The organism is Salinigranum marinum, assembly GCF_024228675.1.
Classification (GTDB): Archaea; Halobacteriota; Halobacteria; order Halobacteriales; family Haloferacaceae; genus Salinigranum; species Salinigranum marinum.
Window position 1 is genome coordinate 347,092 of sequence record NZ_CP100461.1, and the last position, 15,290, is coordinate 362,381.

The following is a 15,290-nucleotide window of genomic DNA, read 5'->3' on the forward strand; positions in this document are numbered from 1 at the left end:
TCTCGTCTCAGGAAGGATTGAGTGACAAACATAGAGCACGAGATCTAACCATTAACTTTTGTATCTCATGAATCAGAAATGGTTTGTAGGGCGAATCTATATCCCTATTCATCAATGGCAAGCAACGGAGAAGAGTTTACTGAGAACGGGCTTAGTCCAGATACCAGTGGGACAGGCCATTCCTGCAATTCTGTTAACAGTGACGCGGTGGTGCTCCTAGTTTCATTCGGAGTTATGTACGATTTATTTGAGGAGCGGCTCACACAATTATCCAAAAATACGTCTGAAATAATACTATTCTGTGCATTTAACGGTGAGGGAAACGAACTATCTGAAGTTCCGCCAGATGTGACAATAGTACCTCTAACAAATAACAGAGATACACGCTTATTTCCAATCTATCCACTGGTGTTTCTATTTCACTTCCTCTATTGGCGATATATAATGCGGAAGGACTTCGATGTGATACACAGTATTGATTATTTCGTTGGCCCCATTTGTGCGGTTAGTGGAGCACTTCTTTCTGGCATCGGGTCAGTCATTTCAGTAAGGGGACTTCCAAAGGAGTTGACTACTGAATACCGGGTAGAGGCAAGAAATAATAGGGATATACTACCCTTCCTACTATCCTATGTGTTGATGATATATTATATTGTTATTTGTTATTTTGTTGATGAACTAATATTCAAATCAGAGTCGGAGTCTCAATTTGTTGAAGACCTTTGTTGGTTTGATATCAATCACAAATCACACATAATCCCTACTGGAGTCAACATAGATCAGTTCGTTCCGAGCAAGGTGACAGTGGAGAGCAGTTCGTTAATCACCGACCTTTTTGATCCAGCATTTCGTAATGAATTTGCGGGGAAAGAACTCGTTCTGTATGCGGGTCGACTAGTCAAGAGCAAGGGTGTATTATCACTAGCAAAGCACCATTCAGCACTGGAATGCCAAGATACTCATCTCCTAATTGTGGGTGCGCCGCCTCATCGAGACCACGATGAATTTATGCGTGAACTCGAATCAGTCGTTCAAGAATCGTCAAATATTCATCTTCATCCGGAGTATATTGCTCATGATTATATATCTGAGCTGATAGATATTGCTTCAGCGGTAGCACTCCTTCCGTCGTGTGAGAATGAGGGCGCTCCAAAAATTCTTCAAGAGTCACTTGTAATGAATACACCCTGTATCGCGGCAGATATCAACGGAATAAAAGAGACATTCCACGACATATCAGGATGTTTGTTAATTGATCCAAATGATAAGAGTCAATATAAGCGTGCAGTCGAGCATATACTCAGGGATAGGATTACTGTTGATATTGAACTTGCGAGAAGCCGATTTAATTTGGTTGCAAATTATCAAAAGGTTGCAGAGGTTTACCCACGGTCTGTAGGATAAGTGTTTTTATGCAGTGACTTGATACCACATTCGTAATTTCTAGCCTCAATCCGTCGATAACATGATGTTATAGTTCCTAGTAAGGATAATTAATACTGAGTACCATCTTATTTTTAACAAAAATCGGTAATTCTATTATTCAAGACATAACTAACGACTGAAATAGAGAATTGGCGTTCTGTTTAAAACTCTCAAATGAATGTTCTTCTGCAAGATCACGGCCTGCCTTCGCAATTGGCTCAAGCTGTTCTGGAGTCGATATGAGCTCAAGGAGTATCTCTGCTAAGTGTCTGTGGTTGTCAACTGGAAATAGGTAACCAGTCTCAGCGTGTTTGACATAGTCATTAATCCCAAATGTGTCAGATCCTACAACTGGGGTACCACTCGCCATCGCTTCAAGCCCAGTCGTTACGTACCCTTCCATCTTCGACGGGAGTACATACAATAAAGAATTAGAAAACAATCGTCTCTTTTCTTTTTCACCAACATACCCTAGAAACTCTACATTGTTTAGGTGGAGCTGTGATGCAAACTCAATGAGTTCTTGTTCCCTTGGTCCTGTCCCGGCAATAAGCAGTGACATGTTACAATTAGTTGACCGTTCAACGTATTGCCATGCTCGCAATAGACATTCAACATTCTTCCGGGCATCAAGCCGTCCAAGGTAGAGCACATTTTGGGACTCGGGATCAAATGTATAAGTAAATTCATCAGCCTGCACCATGGGATGCAAGATGCGAGTATTCCGGTAGTCCGTTATATCGTGAATTCGATTTCGAGTACTCTCTCCTGCGCAGATGATTGCTGGATGATTCAGCCAAGGGAGTGTTCTATCAATGATATCGATTACCGATCCACGGATCGGACCGACGTACTCGCGAGCGGCGCCGAAAAATGCCGTGTGCATGAATACCGCATTGGTTATTCCTTCTGGACACAAGAAATGTGCAGGGTAGTATGGATAGTGAGAGATATCATCAAGCACGATATCGAAATCCCTCTTCGACATTAGCTTTCGATACGTTCCAACCCCTCGAACGGTATTCAACATGGTTTCAACTGACGACGAAGGATTGGTATAATTGAATTCGTTGTATCTCACTCCCTGGATTCCGGCTGACTCATCTTCACACGGGGTCGGTGAAAGTATCTCAACAGTCCAGTTAGAGTCGATTAATGCACGAGCGATGTTCTCCATGAGTCGGGTTGCACCGCCCGAGAGTTCTGAGCGCCGCATAGCCGTATGTGACCGGATTAGAATCCTCATTCTGTATATATTTCAGATATAGCCTAAATCTTTCAACCGCTGTTGAGCAGCAGTGTCTACATCACCTGTTCCTTGTTCTCCTCGTTGTAAGGTCCCACACGTCTCTCTTAGTTCTTCACAGAACTTCCTCGATATCTCGGAGTATTCTGACGAAATATCTGAGTTTTCTCTCGAATCGTTGACAATATCGTACAATTCATGAGAGCCGTCACTGTACTCGATATATTTCCATTTATTAGTCCTTACGCACCTCAATGCACGATCATACTTGCCCAGTTGCATTTGCTCTCCACCACCTACTCTTGACCGGAGTGTTTGAAGATCCGGTTGGGGGACGAGATACTCAGCGATAGCATGCTTGTTTGTACGAGATTCTGAATCTTTTTGCACAAATATTGAAAGACTTTCGTCCGCAACTGATTCATGTTTTGGTATGTCCACGCCAGCTGCTTCTAGGATTGTTGGGAAAATGTAGCGAGACTCAACGACATCCGTCACCTGCTTTCCACCTTTAAAGTTATTGGGTCCACGAATTATAAGTGGAACATGGATTAGAGTGTCGTACAGACAGTATTGGTGATCCATCAACCCGTGGTCTCCGATGTTCTCCCCATGATCACCTACAACGACGATGAGCGTATTTTCTAGTGAGTCGTATGTTGAGAGAAGATCGAGCAATTCCCCGATTCGATGATCAAGATATCCAATCTCGGACCGGTACAAATGCTCAAGAATCGTGAGCTCTCGGTCGGAAAGTTGGGTCTCCCCAGTAACGTACTCCCACGGACTCTGGTTAATTTGCTTCGCCTCAGATGTCGAGACACCCTCTGGAAGATCACAGTATTTTTTGGGGGGGTCATACTTTAAATGGGGCTCAAGATAATTAATAAACATAAAGAATGGTTTGCTTCCATTCCAGTTATCGAGCCATCTTCGTACTTTCCAGTTTGTTAAGAGGGCACCATAGTCGTAGCGTCTACGGAGGTACTTTGTGAATATTGCATTTGCAACCGTAGTAGGAAGATGCTTCAGCTCTGTTGATTTGAGTAATTCAGAAAACTGGCTGAGCGGCTCATCGAATTCACGCATTACGCGAGGGAGTTCATCATCTGAGTCAAAAAGTTTCCATCCAGCAAAAAATTCATCAAAACCATCATCAAACCCGAATTCGGGAGCAATCCAACTGTTGTTTGAGAATGCAACAGTAGAGTATCCTGAATTGCTCAGTAATCGTGCTAGTGGTTTATGAGTCGGGGAGAATCGCTTATTTCCGGCGTTTGTGCTGTGTTGCGACGTGTACTGCCCAGTGAACAATGATGCGTGAGAAGGCAGAGTCCAGGGAGCCGTCGAGATCGCAGAAGTAAATTCAACCCCCTCATCTGCAAGTTCAGCGAGTTCCGGAACCAACTCAGTGTTCGTGGAAGGAAGCGTATCACGAGCACGCGCTGTGTCCATGACAATGAAGAGTATATTAGGACGACTCATCTCGGCTTACCGTCAAGGGCATATTGGTATAATCTTTGTTAAACAGGCGGCTTCTCGAGGTGTAGCGACAGATATTAATGTATATTTTTATATTAAAGTATTAATGTTTGAGCGATTGAGCGTAATTATGTGGGTTTATGCGGAACGGCGTTGCCATTCATATTATGTGTAGACCGCTTGTATCAGTGGTGACCCCGACCTATAATCGGGGCCGATTTCTTCCAACAGCAATCAATTCGGTCAAGGAACAAACATATAAAAATATCGAACATATAGTAGTAGATGATGCTTCTGATGAGCCCGCAAGTAGGTTTGTCGATGAAAACGAGATTGTGCGAATAATTCGTCATGATGAGAACCAAGGCGCAAACGCAGCACGAAATACAGGTATTGAGCACTCCAATGGAAAATATATCGCATTTCTTGACGATGATGACGAATGGTCCCCCACTAAAATTGAACAGCAGGTCCGTAGGGCTCTAGAAACCGACGCCGGTGTGGTTTATACAGGAATCCAGCAAAAACAAGACGGAAAAGTATACAAAACCTTGATTCCTGATATCGAAGGAGATATTACAAAAAAATTACTGATTGGTGCTCCTTTACCCTCAACATCAGTAATCATGGTGAGAACAGAGGTATTTAACGACGTGGGCATGTTTGACGAGAAGTTGCCTAATCATCAAGACTGGGAATTATATATTCGAGCATCAAAAATATATCACTTTGCGGCTGTAACAGAGGCATTGGTAACTCGATACCACCATACAGAACAAATTAGCGATGATTATATCGGCAAACGTGATGTAACGGTGCCAGAAATGATTTCTAAGCACGGTGACCTGGCGATTCGATATAATGTCAGGGATGAATTTGAAGCCATGTTGGAGCTTACTTTAGGAGAGACCGCTCTTCGGACTGGCCGGTTTAGCGAAGCACATCAGCATTATCGACGATCTGCAATTCTCAACCCCAATGTCGCCTCAATAAGCCGTACACTTGCGACGGTCTTTGGTAAATGGTCCTATCGCCCTGCAAAGTTTACACGGGAGATGGTCGATAGAATCAGATCATAACATTTGTTAATAAACCAGAACATTCTAGTTCATGTTTGCCCTGCGGATGGAGGTATCCCCAGAAGTATATATATGTGACGTGGCAGTAGAGTGTTCAAGCCAAAAATAGTCTTCCGGTGTATAGTCCCACGTTTCCGGATACTTCGCGTAATAGGTAGGATACGTCTGTCCTGCAGGTGGAGCGATTAATACGTACCCCGAGAACTCTCCACTACGAATTTTAGCAAAATGAGGTTCGGGCTTTGGCGCACTCCGATACGAATCCGAGGTTTCTTGATAGGCGATTAAGTTTCGGACATTTACGCCGATGGCTCGAATCGGGTCTTCACTATCTTCGTATGTGAATAACCACTCAGTACCAGAAAATTTAGCTTTCGTCATCTGTTCGCTTGGCGAACGTGCTAGAGTAGATCCATAAATCGTTGGGGCGGCAACTGCGTAAACGAGAATCAAAACAACGAGAGAAAGTCCTATAATCACGGTTTTTCGACTCCCTCGCCGAGTGATTAGATCTGCAAGGTCCTGTGCAGCGACGAAGACGCCGAGAATAATCGAAATTCCCCAAAATCGTGAGGGGCCGAATGGAACGGGAAGAGTGAATGTGACAGCCCCAGTCGCCCAGAGGATTACCACGCCAATCGCGAGCGGTTGGAGTCGCGAATCACGTCCCCGAATAGCGATTGTTCGAAGTGCGATCAGGACTAACAATGAGCCAAGAAAGAACACGAGATAGCCGTACTGTCCGATAAATTGGATTGCGATGTCGATTGGTGCGATATCGGCACTCGAGAGTTGGCCCGTTCGTCGTGCTAATCGTGAGGAACTACTAGACGCGGCCAAGATTGACCCGAGAATCGACGATAAGATCTTACTAAAAGTAGGCGCGTTTAGAAGCCAGTACAGAGCGATAATTAACGAAGGAAGTAGGATGAAAGAGCCATACACAACTCGATAAACCGAAGATCCACTAAGTAACTGATAAGAGAGAATAATCAACAATATGCCGGAGATTATGACCCATAATATCGGATGCGCGAAGGCGATTGCGGCAATTATCAGCAGCAGTATCGACCTTCGTTCCAGCTGGCGTGATGCTTGTTCAGAGTCAATAAACAGGATCAGAGCAGTCAATACAACGAATAACCTTCCTAACTGTCCCCAAGATGCAAAATTGTATATATCGAAATTTAAACACATTAGCATAGCAGCGAATATTCCGAGAGGGTATACAGATTTTGGAAGGGCGAGTCGATGAATACAGAGTACAGAAAGCAATCCAAGGGTCGCGCTACAAACTACAGTGAGCAAAATCGCTACCTTCGTCGATGTGAGTCCAGTAATCTCAACAATCATAGCTGAAAGCCAATGTAGCAGTGGGTACAGATTCCGCTCAGCCGATGATCCGGTCGCTAAAATGCGGTTCACTCGTCCAATATGCATGTACGCATCCGGAGTTAAATGAAGGAATTTGGTCTGGAGCGTGGGCAGTATCGTTATGGCGATAAGAAACTGCGGAACAAGAATTGCTGCCCAATTCGTGTGCGGTTTTGAGATAAGAAGTAACGAGAGTCCTGCTAACCCAAGCCCCAAGAGTAAGTCTGCGGGAATCTCTTGGTAGAGTGATAGTGCATATGGACCAATCGGATTGGCGGTCAATCCCCGAATCCACACGTAAATCAAGAAGAACAACGGCAAAGCACGAAGAAGATAAGCCAGACGCAGACGTTGGTTTCGGGATCTAGATTCAGTCATTGGCTGCAGCACTGCCCCAAGATACATTCGGAGGCGTCTTTGAAAAACAAACAAGGCTGCTGTAAATACATTGGGTACTTCCGTTGGTCCGAGAATCTACTCTTTATATCCGAGTGCTTGTAATCGTCGTTCTATGTCCTCATCGACATTTGTCGTAATCTCGTCATCATTGTCATTGGCAGTAGATACCCGTTGGTCAATATGTTCTTCAAGATCGGAGCGAAGCGACTGATGGGATGCATCTCGTACATCCAGACTGCCGTTTTTCTGGTTCCGTTCACAGAAACATTCCCCCTTTCGTGTGCGAACCACGTACCGTCGAATATGAGTACAATCGTTTTCACCACGTGCTTGCGAAAATACCCGCCTATCAGCTGACGGGTTAAATAGAGACCTGCCGTCGCCGACCTCATATCCCGCCGAGTCCTTGATTGATGCTACAACATCAATTGTGCTTACAGGGTACGCTACACGCCGAGAGCAGTCATCCATATTACGCACAAGCAGAGGTACGTGTGTGAGTTCTTCGTGTAGATATCGTGGGTGCTCGTAGTATCCGTGTTCCCCAAACGCATCACCGTGGTCTGATGTAAAAATTAGCAGAGACTGATCCAGTAAACCTCGCTCCCGGAGTGCCTTGAGAAACATCCCAATTTGTTCATCATTGTACCGGATTTCGGCATCGTACAAATCAATCAACAACTGTCGTTCTTCTTCAGAGATTGACCGAGGCTTCTTGATCGCTCGCTGGTAGAGCGACTGCGAGTCCCGGTTGGAGACCCTCGTATCAGTGTACAGCGTCGCGAACTTGCCCGGGGGCTCATATGGGCCATGAGTATCCATATAGTGGTTCCATAAAAAGAACGATTGATCCGAATCAAGCGAGTCAATCCATGCTAGTGAACGCTCATTTATCTCCTCGGCCCGTGCATAGTGTCGATTTCTGAGTTTGTCCAGTGCTCGCTGCGCCAACGCGATGAGTTTATGCTTTCCAAGGTGGAGATCGTCGTCGAACTCGTCAAACCCACGACCGAATCCGTACGCTCGTGAGACGAACGGGTTTGAGTGAAAACCTCCAGTCGCGAAGCCTTCTTCAGAGAGAGTTGACGCAATCGTGTCTGTCGCCAGTCGATAGTTGTCATCAACTGCAACGTCTGGATACTCACCAGTCAACAGCGCAGGTACAGCCTCACGCGTGTGAGAACTTGCACTATAAGCGTTCTCGAATCGGATGCTCTCCGAGGCGAGTTCGTCGATGACAGGGGACGTCTCCCGATGGTACCCGTAACAAGAGAGATGGTCCGCACGAAGGGCGTCGGCCGAGAGAAGGATGATATGCTCCCAGTTGTCTGCCATTGCTTGTTCGAGTAATAAGGGCGAGGTGGTATATATCTACTTTTTCAGATAGTACCGGCGGCCGAGCGAGATTCAGAACACACATTACTCGAACCGTCGACTTCCGAATCGAGAATGGACGTCGCCATCGTCTCCAACGTCTTCTTTCCCTTCGTCAAGGGCGGCGCCGAGAAACGAATCCACGAGATTGGCGCGCGACTCGCAAACGAGGGCCACGACGTGACCATCTACGGGCGGCACTTCTGGGACGCCCCTGAGGAGACGACCCACGATGGAATAACGCTCCGAGCGGCACCCCCGGAATCGAACCGTACAACGAGGACGGTCAGCGCTCTATTACCGAGGCGGTCGACTTCGCTGCACGGTTCGTGCCAACTCTCCGACCGCACGTCGACGAACACGATCTCGTCGTCGCTTCCGTCTTCCCGTATTTTCCCGTTCTTTCGGTGAAGCTCTGGACCCTCCTTACGGACACACCACTCGTGACTACCTGGCACGAAGTGGGGGGAAACTACTGGGACGAGTATCTTGGGAACCTCGCGTTTGGAGGCAAGTTGATTGAGCACGTCACCGCTCGAACCCCGCAGCACCCAGTCGCCGTCTCGGCATTACGGCCGACAAGCTGGCGGAACCTGGTCCCACTAGAGAGAATATCGAGGTAGGCCCGAACGGGATCGACGTCCAGCAAATCCAGGACGCACCGCTCCCACCAACTGTCAGGAAAACGACCACCAGCAGTCCCGACAGAACGTGCAGCACGATTCGACTGGGATACGGTTACGGTGCAGGCAGAGAGTGTATATCAACGAGTGGCCGACAGAAAATAAAGAGATTGATCTGGACTGAAACCCCTATCATCATCATTAATAATACATGATAGCAGACACACGACCAGCAATGAGGTTTCGAACACGGTGAGGTGCTCGCTGAGGGTCGACAGGGGGTCCGTTCGATTTAATTTCGGATGTGGTAATGAGCTCTGAAACTACTAGTCATACATAAGTAGAGGCCTCTACAATTTCTAGACAGATGGATGGACCTCCCTGACGTTCAACGAAGCCAGTGGTTGCCGGAAAAAGTAACTATTTTACACACGTTACTGACGAACGCTCGTGCATTAGCACACCAGTTCGATTACTCAAATGAGAGACGCTGTTCGGCAGCAGTCGAGAGAGGGTCATACGGATGAGGGCAGCCGGCGTGGTCGACTTGGTGGCTTCACGCACGAACGTCGATTGCCGGCACAAAGAGAATCATAACGAATATTTCGATCGGCTTGATGACATATATGGGGTTGACGAGGTGGACCGTGAGCGGCTGAATACGCTCGCGACGAGAGAGACATTGGCGTCGAGCGCCACACTCTCAGAGACCGAAAAGCGCGAGGTCGAGGAGATATGTAACCGGATTCTAGACACGGGGGCAGCTGAGGCGGATGAGACTAAAAGAACCCGTGTCATAGCGTCAGACGCCTCCGGTTCGTCAGGTAGTGGAACGAAAGATAGCATAGAGTCCTTCGCGGCAGACCGTTCGAAGTCAACGTCCCCTCGTTCGGGGGCCGAGCCGATCATCACATCATCACTGTCGTCCCAACTACGGGAAGTCGGAGGAAAGGTCCGTCAGGACATCAGGAATATAGTTTCTCGAACTGACTTGATGTATCTCGTCCCACTGATAGCCTGTGGTGTGTTCGTGTTCTTTTACCGACTCGGAGACGTTCCCCTTCAGACGTGGGACGAGGGCTTCTACGCGAACCTCGCGCGGCATATGATTCAGGACGGTTATTGGGTCGTGCCACATATGTACTACACGATCGGGTTCAACGACGCTACGTTAGACGCGTGGCTGCGTCTCCCACCGCTCGGGGTCTGGCTCCAGGCGCTGTCGATGCTCGTTTTCGGTATAAACGAGTTCGCTGTCCGACTCCCATCCGCGGCTGCAAGTCTGCTCACGGGAGTTGTAATCTACTTTATTGGTCGGAGTTCGTTTTCGCGTCGAAGTGGATTCTTCGCGAGTTTAGTTTACCTTACTACGCCGTGGGTACACTCTGGATTCAATGCCGGGCGTGACGGCGGGCTCGATGCTCTCCTCGTGCTCTTCGGGACCCTCTTCGTCTACACGGCGTGGCTCGCGGTGAAGCGTAACGACTTCCGGTGGTTCTATCCGATGGGTGTCTTCGCGGGCCTCGCAGTGCTCACCAAGGGATTCGGCGCAGGTGTGTTCCTCCTCGTCGTTCTCCCGATTGCCTTATTTAACCAGCGGGTGTTTGTGACGAAAGAGTTTGCCCGGTCGGTGGGGGTTACAGTGCTGTTGATCCTGCCGTGGCCGATCTACATTTACTCCCAGTACGGTGAAATATTCATTCGCGAGGCCTTCGTACGATACATCCTTGATCGAGCAGCTGGAAATGAATTCGGGGCAACCACGAACGCTGTGTTCCCGTTCATGGATTATCCGTATATCAAATCTATTCTCTTCGACCCGAGTATGCTCCATCCGTGGGTGTTCGTTCTACTGTTCATCATTCCCGTGTTCGTCTATCGCCGTGTCGTCGCCGAAGCTCGGAGTGGGTTCGATGCAGAGATGCTGGTCTGGTGGACGCTGGTCTCATTTGTACTCTTCGTATTCATCGGCGAGAAGCAATGGTACATAATGCCAATGTACGTGCCCGCCGCCCTGCTCGTGGGATACGCCATCAACGCCGCAATCGACGGTCGACGGGCGGAGATAGTCTCGCTGGCAGCCGGCATCGCAATCGTACTCACAATCTCGCCTGCCTTCTCGCTGGGAGTGAAGCCGGGAGTAGCATTTGACGGATCGGTCATTCTATCCATCGGAACTGTCGCCGCGACGTGGGCCCTACCAGTGCGGCGAGGACTGACTGCGCGCCTCACTCCACGAATGAACGCTATTCTCTCGCGAATCGCTCCCCTTGTAGTCGCTGTTGTCCTCATCGCCGCACTTGTTGGAGTCCCGTCGGCGACCGGTGGCAACGCTGGGCAACAGGCACTCGCCGTCGAACTGGATGAACACGCCCCGCCGGACGCAGTCGTGTTCATCGAAGCGCGGATGAACCGCCCGTTCCACACGTTCTCGTTCTACGCGCAACGGCCGCTCGACAGTGGGACGGCGTCGGAGTTAGCTGCCAGTGGTTCCCAGTATGCCGTGCTCAGATCTGAATCCCTCGCGGACATCGAACCGGGGGTAACTGTCTTGATGAACGCGACGCTCGCCGAAAATCAAGAAGTGAGCCTGGTTTACGTAGAGGATAGATGAAATGAGGAACACGACACGGATCCGCCAACGACTCGGAGTTCTCCTCGTTACAACACTGCTGATTATCGCAGCCCTAGCTGGCATGAGTGCGCCGTCGGCTGCCGTGGACCACGCGGCACCGCACCAACAGGCCGACTCGTCGACACTGATCCAACAGATCGGCTCGCCGACACCCTTCCAGCAGACCAGTGTGAACAACTCCACTGTCGACCGCCATCAGAACCCCTCGAACGAAACTCAAGAGGGTGACCTCTCACAAGTCTCGCGCCTTCTTTCGAGTTCGCTGAGTAACAGATTAGGAGACAGCTCGATTAGTCTCAACCAGGAACAGTACGAGCTAGCGAAAGATTACGTGGGTCCTGAGTACCGTGATGGCCTCAGTCGGTATTTCGAGGTCGCCGCCCAGACTGAGACCGAGTCGGACGATCAGTTAGCCGAGCAGTTCAACAAGACCTCTCAACAGCAGCAACAGCTGGCTGATCGCCTAGAGGAGTTCAACGAGACCCGGCGCGAGTATCGCGAGGCACGTCAGGCAGGCAACGATACTCGCGCGGAGCAGCTAGCGCGTCAACTTCGCCGACAAGCTGATGACATCGAACGCACAGGCTCGACGATCGTCAGAGACTACAGTACCATCTCGAACGAAACTGGAGTCAACCTCACTGACGCATCGAACCTACTGAACGAAACGCTCGCTCAGCGCCTCGCAGAGACACGAGAGATTCAGGACCAGCAGTTCTCCCAGACACGGATAGAGGTCAGCACGACATCCACGGAGGTCTCGTTTGTACAGTCAGTCGAGATAGATGGATCGCTCCGGTCGAACGAGTCAGCGATAGCCAACCGATCTATTCAACTGGAGATCGGCACGCAGACGCTGGAAACCCAGACGAACAACGCAGGCGAGTTCACTGTCGACTATCGACCAGTGGCTCAACCACTCGGACAGCAGGACATAACCGTTCAGTTCGTCCCGCGGAACGAGTCGAACCTCCAGCGATCGAACGATACGATCACGACCACGATCACGCAAGTCGAACCCGACGTCCAGCTCGACGTCTCGCCGGAAGAGACTCGGTTCAACGACACGGTTCGAATTACCGGGACAGTGACCGCTGATGGAGTCGCTGCACCGTCTGCACCGCTGTCGGTCTCGTTCGCGAACCAGACAATCATAGAGAACGAGACGACCCGCACGGGTGAGATCAACGAGAGCCTCCGGGTTCCGCTGCGTGTCACTGAAGGATCCCAGCCGGTCCGTGTCCAAGTCGGAGCGTCGAACCAGTCACTCGACAGGCAGGAGGCGACCGCCTTCGTCACTGTGACTCCCACCCCGGCTCAGCTCTCGCTCAACGCGACGAAACTCAACCAGTCCGGCTCTGCCTTCGAACAGCGAACAGTCATCGTACGCGGACGGCTCACAACCCTGGAAGATAGAGTAGTAAAGGGCGAGCAGATCCAGCTTACGATCAACGACAGGGTCGTTGGCACGGCTCGAACGGACGAGACCGGCCTCTACGAGACGACGATCGAGATTCCGCAGGGGTTGCTCCCGACGTCCGTCGGTGGTGAAGAGAACGTCCCGATCACGGCCGTATACGAGGCTGAGAACACCGGCCTCGAAGCCACAGAGACCACAGCGACAGTGCTCGTCCAAGCCGAACTCCTTTCGGTCATCGGCCGGAACTTCTCGCCCGTCGAGAGCCTCGCAGCGCTCGTGATTATCGGCGGCGCCGTCGTCCTCCGGTTCCGATACGACCAGCGCGTCGAACGCCCCGAGGAGACACCCACGAACACGCCGTCGACAGAGACGGGCGAGTCACCCGACCCCATGGCCGACACCTCACTCCTCGAAGTCGCCAGTCGTTTCCTCGACTCCGGCCGCCCCAACGAGGCAGTCCAGTTCGCCTACGGTGCGGCGCGCGAACGACTCAGCGAGGCGTACGACATCGCGGACGGACGCAACACGACCCACTGGGAGTTCTACCACGCCTGTCGCGACGCAATGGGCGATCGACTCGACGGGTTCGACCGGCTCACGGCGCTGTACGAACGCAGCGCGTTCGATAGTGAATCCGTGGAGACGACAACTGCAAACGAGGCGCAGTCACTCGCGACCGAACTCACCGAGAGCGTGGGCACTGACGAGTCCGACGAGCCGTCTAACTCGGCAACACCCGAAATGCCGAGTGACGATTGAGCGCCTCCAGCAAAACACACCGCTCCTCAACACTCAAACCAGTTTGAACACGGGCTTGACGAACCCGACCGCACCCTGATCCCAGCCGACGCGGTGGCCGAGGTGACCCGCGTCGTCGTCGTCATCGACCACGTCCGAATCGTCGTAGTTCTCGAGATACCACCGGTACGTCTCGACCAGCGCCTCACGATTGGAGTACTGCGGTTCCCACCCCACTCGTTTGAGCTTCTCCACAGAGAGGTAATGATCCCGGTGGGCGGTCTCGTACACCCACGGGTACAGCGGCGAGAGATCGAACCGCTCCAACAGCCGAAGAGCCCACACGGCGGGCAACACGGGCGTCCCGATCGTGCGCTTGCCCGTCCCCGCATATTCGATCGGCGCGCGGAAGTCCTCACGCATCGTCCCGAACTCCTCGGTCCCGACGTTGTACGTGTCGTTCGCCACGTCCTCGTCGGCATCCATCAACAAGTCGATCGCGTCGACGAGGTCCTCGACGTGCAACAGCTGGTACTTGTTGTCGCCCCAGCCGATCAAGGGAATGCTCGCGCCATCTTCGATCCAGTCGAAGAGAATCTCGAAGATGCCCAGCCGGCGCGGCCCGATGAAACTCGGGGGTCTGAAGATCGTCACACAGAGGTCGTCACGGAACTCCTCACAGACGCGTTCGGCGTCGATCTTCGACTGGCCGTACGCACCGATCGCCGAAAGCGGGGCGTCCTCGGTGATGGGTGAACTCGCCTCGTCACCATAGACGGTGATCGACGAGATGAACACCACCTGGTCGACATTTGCCTCGGCCGCGGCCGAGAGGATCGTCCGGGTTCCGTCGACCGTGACCGAGTGGATGCGGTCGTCGTCCCAGAGCGCGAGCGCCGCGGCCGCGTGGACCACGACGTCGACGTCTTCCATCACCTCTCTGACCAAGTCCTCGTCCCTGATGTCGCCCTCGACGTAGCGCGCATCGATGTCGTCGTCGTCCTCGAACGGCTTGAGATCGAGCGCGGTAACGTCCCATCCCGCACGAGCAAAGTGGTCGCAGACGTGGAGGCCGAGAAATCCAGTCCCCCCGGTGACCAGCATCGATGGAGACGCGTCCGAGTCAGTCATCAGCCCTCGGTATCCGGTCAGTCGTGATTACGTTGTTGATGCAGCGGGGATCGTTCATCGAAAACACACAGTCTGCCTGAGAACATAAAATAGGATATTCGCCATCAACAGTGAGAGTATCGATATAATATCGGTGGAGAGTGCCCTGCTGTGCCTCGAATATCGATATTATAACACGCGGTGGTGGAATTCCCTGGAATCTTCAGAGAGTGGGGTAGCGGCAGGTATGCAAATGCGGCCCGAGTTACACACCGACGATGAAATCCACGGCTTCCGTATACTTGTTTATAAGGCTCTGCTGGAATCCTCAGTGGCTTCCACGTTCGCCCGATAGTTTGACCAGATGCAGTCCCTCCCGAAGTCG

The 15,290-nt window shown here is 51.0% G+C and carries 9 protein-coding genes and 1 pseudogene; 5 read left to right on the plus strand and 5 right to left on the minus strand.

Annotated elements, in window-relative coordinates; all coding sequences use genetic code 11:
- The first annotated feature begins 114 nt into the window (after nucleotides 1–114).
- The gene (locus tag NKJ07_RS01565) at nucleotides 115–1,404 is read left to right on the plus strand and encodes a glycosyltransferase family 4 protein (protein ID WP_318568843.1); all 1,290 of its coding nucleotides are present in this window, start codon (nucleotides 115–117) and stop codon (nucleotides 1,402–1,404) included.
- 139 nt (nucleotides 1,405–1,543) lie between these two features.
- Here the strand turns inward: NKJ07_RS01565 and NKJ07_RS01570 are convergent, their stop codons facing one another.
- Complete coding sequence (locus tag NKJ07_RS01570) at nucleotides 1,544–2,602, minus strand: glycosyltransferase family 4 protein (protein ID WP_318568844.1); 1,059 nt, start codon at nucleotides 2,600–2,602, stop codon at nucleotides 1,544–1,546.
- A gap of 81 nt (nucleotides 2,603–2,683) precedes the next feature.
- Nucleotides 2,684–4,156, minus strand: coding sequence for a sulfatase family protein (locus tag NKJ07_RS01575; protein WP_318568845.1), 1,473 nt, complete (start codon nucleotides 4,154–4,156; stop codon nucleotides 2,684–2,686).
- 188 nt (nucleotides 4,157–4,344) lie between these two features.
- On the opposite strand from NKJ07_RS01575, the gene NKJ07_RS01580 reads away from it, so the two are divergent.
- Complete coding sequence (locus NKJ07_RS01580) at nucleotides 4,345–5,232, plus strand: glycosyltransferase (RefSeq protein ID WP_318568846.1); 888 nt, start codon at nucleotides 4,345–4,347, stop codon at nucleotides 5,230–5,232.
- Nucleotides 5,233–5,256: 24 nt separating this feature from the next.
- On the opposite strand, the gene NKJ07_RS01585 is transcribed toward NKJ07_RS01580, so the two are convergent.
- Together NKJ07_RS01585 and NKJ07_RS01590 are read right to left on the minus strand one after the other, a co-directional pair.
- Nucleotides 5,257–7,011, minus strand: a complete 1,755-nt coding sequence (locus NKJ07_RS01585; RefSeq protein WP_318568847.1) for a hypothetical protein — start codon at nucleotides 7,009–7,011, stop codon at nucleotides 5,257–5,259.
- A gap of 69 nt (nucleotides 7,012–7,080) precedes the next feature.
- Nucleotides 7,081–8,340 carry a sulfatase gene (locus NKJ07_RS01590; RefSeq protein ID WP_318568848.1) on the minus strand — a complete coding sequence of 420 codons (1,260 nt, stop codon included), beginning with the start codon at nucleotides 8,338–8,340 and terminating at the stop codon, nucleotides 7,081–7,083.
- 114 nt (nucleotides 8,341–8,454) lie between these two features.
- Here NKJ07_RS01590 and NKJ07_RS24365 point away from each other — a divergent pair.
- From NKJ07_RS24365 to NKJ07_RS01605, 3 genes and pseudogenes are all read left to right on the plus strand, one after another.
- Nucleotides 8,455–9,049: pseudogene (locus tag NKJ07_RS24365) on the plus strand (glycosyltransferase family 4 protein); the annotation flags it as partial.
- Nucleotides 9,050–9,525: 476 nt separating this feature from the next.
- Nucleotides 9,526–11,616 (plus strand): ArnT family glycosyltransferase, encoded by a 2,091-nt coding sequence (locus tag NKJ07_RS01600; protein WP_318568850.1) that lies wholly within the window; start codon nucleotides 9,526–9,528, stop codon nucleotides 11,614–11,616.
- A 1-nt stretch (nucleotide 11,617) separates the two neighbouring features.
- Nucleotides 11,618–13,816: a hypothetical protein gene (locus tag NKJ07_RS01605; protein WP_318568851.1), complete on the plus strand. Its 2,199-nt coding sequence runs from the start codon at nucleotides 11,618–11,620 to the stop codon at nucleotides 13,814–13,816.
- Between the two features lie 33 nt (nucleotides 13,817–13,849).
- On the opposite strand, the gene NKJ07_RS01610 is transcribed toward NKJ07_RS01605, so the two are convergent.
- Nucleotides 13,850–14,926, minus strand: coding sequence for an NAD-dependent epimerase/dehydratase family protein (locus tag NKJ07_RS01610; RefSeq protein ID WP_318568852.1), 1,077 nt, complete (start codon nucleotides 14,924–14,926; stop codon nucleotides 13,850–13,852).
- Nucleotides 14,927–15,290 lie beyond the last annotated feature (364 nt).